Source organism: Candidatus Hydrogenedentota bacterium (genome assembly GCA_018005585.1).
Lineage (GTDB): Bacteria > Hydrogenedentota > Hydrogenedentia > Hydrogenedentales > JAGMZX01 > JAGMZX01.
Genome location: JAGMZX010000184.1, coordinates 4,602 through 9,744, shown reverse-complemented (window position 1 = coordinate 9,744; position 5,143 = coordinate 4,602). Strand labels below are relative to the sequence as shown.

Genomic DNA, 5,143 nt, shown 5'->3' with positions numbered 1-5,143 from the left:
CTCTGACGGGAGCAGCGGAAAAGCCCGGCCAGGCGTGTCAGCGAATAGGCGCGTCTGCCGGAATGGAGCAGCGTGTACAGCTGGAGCAGCCGCAATCCCGGAGAGCCAAACACATTCCTCTGGCGCTCGTTGCTCTTCCTCATAGTCGCCATATCTTATCCTCCGGCCTTTCCGAAAAACGGAATACCCAGCGGCAAGATAGATGCTTTCTTGAAGCGGTGACTGGTCCTCGCCTAGCGAGTAGAGGTATACACCACAATGCATACGGTGTCAAGAATAGCCTTGGATGGAGCAAAGGGAGACAGACCGGATTGATGCTGCAGCCCCTTGATAATGGCTACTGTTAGTGATATCTCAATAGATGCTTGAGAACATAGTCAAGAGTCTCCTTGATGCGAATAAGGCCCGGAGCCTTGTTCCCCGTCGTCCCGTCCCTGTAGAGGCGGCGGTTGACCTCGACCATGATCGATGCGACGCGGGGCCTTTCCGGTAGCAGAAAAGCGGGACGAAATCGGGACGAATCTGCGCGCCCCGGCGGCTGGTGAGCAGGTCACGGGGGCTGCGGGCGCTGCCGTCCCCACCGTGCTCGTCAATTGCCCCAAGCCTTGGGCGGCCTCTCGCCCCTCCCGTTCTCACAGGCGCTCGGTGAGCGCGGCGAGCTCCTCTTGCAGTTCCTTCCATCGCCCATAGTCTTCCGCTTCCCTGCTTGCCGGCGAGAACTTCCTCCGGTTTGATGCGGCGGCTCCGGGTCTTGCCCTGTTTCCCCTTTGAGTCGTTCCATTACAGCGCAACGTATACTGTAAATGTCATTTTCAGTCATACGCGCAAGAAACAAAGAGACAGTCCCAGCCAACTCCTGTGCCACAGGCCCAAAACGACAAGATGTTTGACATGCCCCGAGGCCGTTTGCTAGCATGGTTCTTCGCTTATTGAATGCGAATTCGACCTGATTTTGCTCGCGCTAGACGGGAAACTAGCGGTGTCCTGTAACTCGCAATCCGCTTCAGCGAGGTCGAATTCCCACTTGAGGGCGTCTTGCTCTTTATAGGCGTGGCGCACGTGGCGTTGACGGCTGGGTCCTGCTCAACGGGACGCCGGCGAACCCGGTCAGGTCTTGACAGAAGCAGCCGTAGCCGGATTGCCCCGTGTGCTGCAGGAGTGCCTGGCCCGAGCCGGCGGCGCCGCAAACCGTTCTGGGCAAGCGTTCGAGGGTGGGTGCGCGAGCTTATTCCTTAATTTCCTGGCGGCAGGCGCCCCTCGGCTTGCGCCTCATTCCCGCACACGCAAGGGAAAGAAATGTCAGGGATGCACGAGAACGCCTTTCCGGCCGGCCGTTTCCCTGAAAGGGTGGTCCAGCAGTTTTCCGGCGCGCACGACATCAATGTGGTAGATGATGGGCGTGTTTTCGATAGCCTGGCAGAGGCCGGGTCACGCACGTGACCGCATTTCCGGCTCAAAGAGGACCCAGTCAATGTCGGATACGGGCCGCACTCCAAGCGCCGTCCTGCCGGTTGTCTTGCCACATTGTCGTCTTTATAATACGTGCTTCGGGGCTGCAAATCCCATCGCAACGCGAGGAACGAGTACCGGATGGCGGAAGGCGAATACAAGGTATTGGCGCGGAAGTGGCGTCCGCAATCGTTCGAGGACGTCATCGGCCAGGAACACGTCACGCGCACGCTGAAAAACGCGATTGTCGCGGGACGCATTCATCATGCCTTCCTGTTCATCGGGTCGCGCGGCATCGGCAAGACGACCACGGCGCGCATCCTCTGCAAGGCGCTCAATTGCCTGTCCTCGGACAAGCCCACGCCGGAGCCGTGCGGCGTGTGCACGAACTGCGTCTCGATAGGGGAAGGCAACAACATCGACGTCATCGAGATCGACGGCGCGTCGAACAACGGCGTCGAGAATGTCCGCGAAATCCGCGACAACATCCGTATGGTGCCGTCGAGCAGCCGCTACAAGGTCTACATCATCGACGAAGTGCACCAGCTTTCATCGTCCGCGTTCAATGCGTTGCTGAAGACGCTGGAGGAACCGCCGCTGCACGGCGTGTTCATCCTGGCCACTACGGAAGCGCACAAGATCCCGGCGACGATTATCTCGCGATGCCAGCGCTTTGATTTCCGGCGGGTCGCCCTGGACCGAATCGTCGCACTGCTGCGCAATATCGTCGTTAAAGAGGGCAAGAAGGCAACGGACGACGCGCTCCACGCCATTGCACAGGCGGCGGAAGGGGGCGTCCGCGACGCGGAGAGCATTCTCGACCAGCTTATTTCGTATTGCGACGGCGAAATACGTTTTGACGACGTGTACGACGTGCTTGGGCTCGTGGACCGGCGGCTGCTTCATGAATTGTGCCGGGCCATACTCGACAAGGATATCCCGGCGCAATTGCGCATCGTGGAAGATATCGTCGCGGGCGGCAAGGACCTCTCCCAGTTTGTCCAGGAGATCCTCCAGCATTTCCGCAATCTGCTCGTGTGCAAGACGGGCGAGGCGGCAAGACTGCTCGCGCTTCCGGAAGATGAAATCCAGGTGCTGTCGGAGCAAGCGGGACGGTTCCCGTTAACGCATCTGATCAAGCTCGTCGAACAGTTCGCGCAGTTGACCGGCGAATTCGATTCGCAACTGGCGCAGCGTATCGCCCTCGAAGCACTGCTCATCCGCATCTCGAAAGCCGGGGTCGATGTCTCCATAGACACCGTCCTGGAAAAGCTTCTTCAACTGGGCGAGGGTCACGCGCCGGCGAGGGGCGGCCCAAACCCTCCTGAGGCCGGGGCCCCTCCTGTACCGCGCCGCGCCGCCCCGGCAAAACCACGCGGCGCACCTGCTCCCGCTGCGGAGCCGGAACCGCTGACGCTGACGGCGGATAATCTCCGGCAGCTCTGGCCCGCTATCCTGGAGCGGGTGCGCGAAGCCAGCCTGAGCTTGGCCGTGTGGCTGGGGCAAGGCGTTGCGGCGGGAATCGAAGGCGACACTCTGGTGCTGCAATACGCCGCCGGCCAAACGCGCGCGCGGGAAACCGTCGAGCAGCCGGATCAGCGGCGCGCTCTGGAAAGCGCGCTCGCCGCCAGTACGCGCAACGTGCGCACGTACCGCACGGAATTGCAGGCGGGCGCGGCCTCTCCACGCGAAACGAAGGCCGAGTACAATCCGCAGCAACCGTTCTACCCGACCGTCAACCCGGAAGAGGCGCGCAAGGTCATGGCGGACCCGCGCATCGCGCAAGTGCTGGATGTGTTCAAGGGACGCATCGCCGACATCCGGCATGATGTCAGCCTTGCCCATCGCGAAGGGGATTGAAACCCTTGCGGAGGGAACAGCACCCTCGGCCGCGCCCGGGGCATGCTGAATCATCCTGGCTGTATGTCCCGGCGGACCCGCACAACCGGTCGTGGCGCGCGGGTTGTGCCCGTGTGCGGCGTTTCGGTTACAATCCGCGGGTAAAGCCGCCGCGGCGAAGGCGGGGAGACCTTGGGTGAGTTTGGATTATCGAAGAAAACGGCGAACTGCATCCGCCACGTTGTTTGTGACGTTCCTGCTGGGCGTGGCAATCGGCTTTACGCTTTGCTATGCCGTGTTGCAGGTTGGCCGGCCGGAAAGCCACGGCGCGGACCCGCTTGCCGCGGCCGACGAGCCTGCGCAGCCGACTATCGTCCACTTCGTTTCCGGCGAGGACCGCCCGAACCCCGCCTCAGAACCGGACACCCCCGTACCGCAACCTCCCGCGGCGCAAGCGCCAACGGAGCAAGAACCGGCCCCGCCAGAGCCGCCCCCCGCACCCGTGTGGCCGGCCCGGCACTTGTTCATAGGCATTCCGGGCACTACGCTTGACCCCGCCACGACAGAACTGCTGCGCGCATTCCGCCCCGGCGGCATTGTCCTGGGCGCACAGAACGTCACGGATGCCGGCCAGACCCGCGCGCTGGTCGAGGCAATTCTCAACGCGGTGCCCTGGACTTCCGGTCAGTTGGCTCCGCCGTTGATTGTCGCCGCGCAACGGGGCGGCGATGAGAATCCCCTGCGCCTCGATGAAGCGCCTTCGCCGCGCGAAGCCGGCGGGCTCGCTGACGCCCAAGCCATACGCAATCTCGCGCAGCGCACCGCCCAGCTTTGCCGCGAGCGCGGCGTTGACATGCTGCTGGCGCCTCCGCTCGACGTATACGTGCCCGGCGCAGCCCCGGCCGAGTGCGAGCCCCGCACTTTCGCGGCGGACACGGCGCGCGTCATTTCGGCCAGCCTGGAATATCTCGCGGGGCTCGAAGCCGGCGGCGTAGTCCCCTGTGTCGTGCATTACCCGGGCGCGGGCGGCGCGACGCCCGATGACGCCGGCCTGCTGGTGGTGAAGGAAACGGAAATCGAGAAGCTGGAGGCCCAGATTCTGCCCTTTGACGCGGCAGGGCAGCACAATGTGCCTGCCGTGCTCGTGGGACACATCGCCGTGCCCGCGCTCGAGGGAGCGGATACGCTCGTGTCGGCTTCCTGTTCACGGAAGCTGGTGCGCATGCTCCTGCGCGACCGGCGCCGGTTTGCCGGGGCAATCATCGCGGACGACGTATCGCGCCCGGGCGCGGCCGGTGGACGCGCGCCCGAAGAGGCCGCGGTCCAGGCGCTGGCCGCGGGCTGCGATGCCGTGATCGTGCTGGACGCGCCTCCGGAACGCCTGAACGCGATCTGCGCAGCCGTGGCCGAGTCCGCGGCCGCGGGCGTGCTTCAAGAACAGGAATTACAGGCAAGCCGCGACAGGATCGATGTGGTCCGGGCACATGCCGGCCGCCTCTCCGCGGCCAAGCCTGAGGAGGTACTCCCTCCGCCAGGCACGGAACCGGTAAAACACCGGATCAAGGAAGGAGAAACTCTGTCGAGCATTGCGGCGCAATACGGCGTGTCCGTCGACGACCTCAAGCGATGGAATCAGGTCGACGACCCGAGCCACATCAAGTTCGGACAAGAACTGACGGTCCACGTGCCGCCGAAACCCGCGGAGGCCGTTCCTGAACCACCGTCCCCCGCGCCAGACGAGACGCCTGCGCCGGAGACTGCGGAAACGACGCCCGCCGAACCGGCCACGGAGGCCGCACCCGAGGCAGTGCCGGAGCCGGAGCCGCCCGGTGAGCCGCCCGGGGCACACCCCCCG

At 63.8% G+C, this 5,143-nt stretch carries 2 protein-coding genes and 1 other RNA gene; all 3 read left to right on the top strand.

All coding sequences use genetic code 11. The features are described from left to right. Window positions 1-956 precede the first annotated feature (956 nt). Window positions 957-1,223, top strand: an RNA gene (gene ffs / locus KA184_21295) — signal recognition particle sRNA large type. Window positions 1,224-1,590: 367 nt separating this feature from the next. Further along, window positions 1,591-3,309 (top strand): DNA polymerase III subunit gamma/tau, encoded by a 1,719-nt coding sequence (gene dnaX, locus KA184_21290; GenBank protein ID MBP8132123.1) that lies wholly within the window; start codon window positions 1,591-1,593, stop codon window positions 3,307-3,309. A 175-nt stretch (window positions 3,310-3,484) separates the two neighbouring features. Continuing rightward, a partial coding sequence (locus tag KA184_21285; protein MBP8132122.1) for a LysM peptidoglycan-binding domain-containing protein occupies window positions 3,485-5,143 on the top strand: 1,659 nt, incomplete at its 3' end.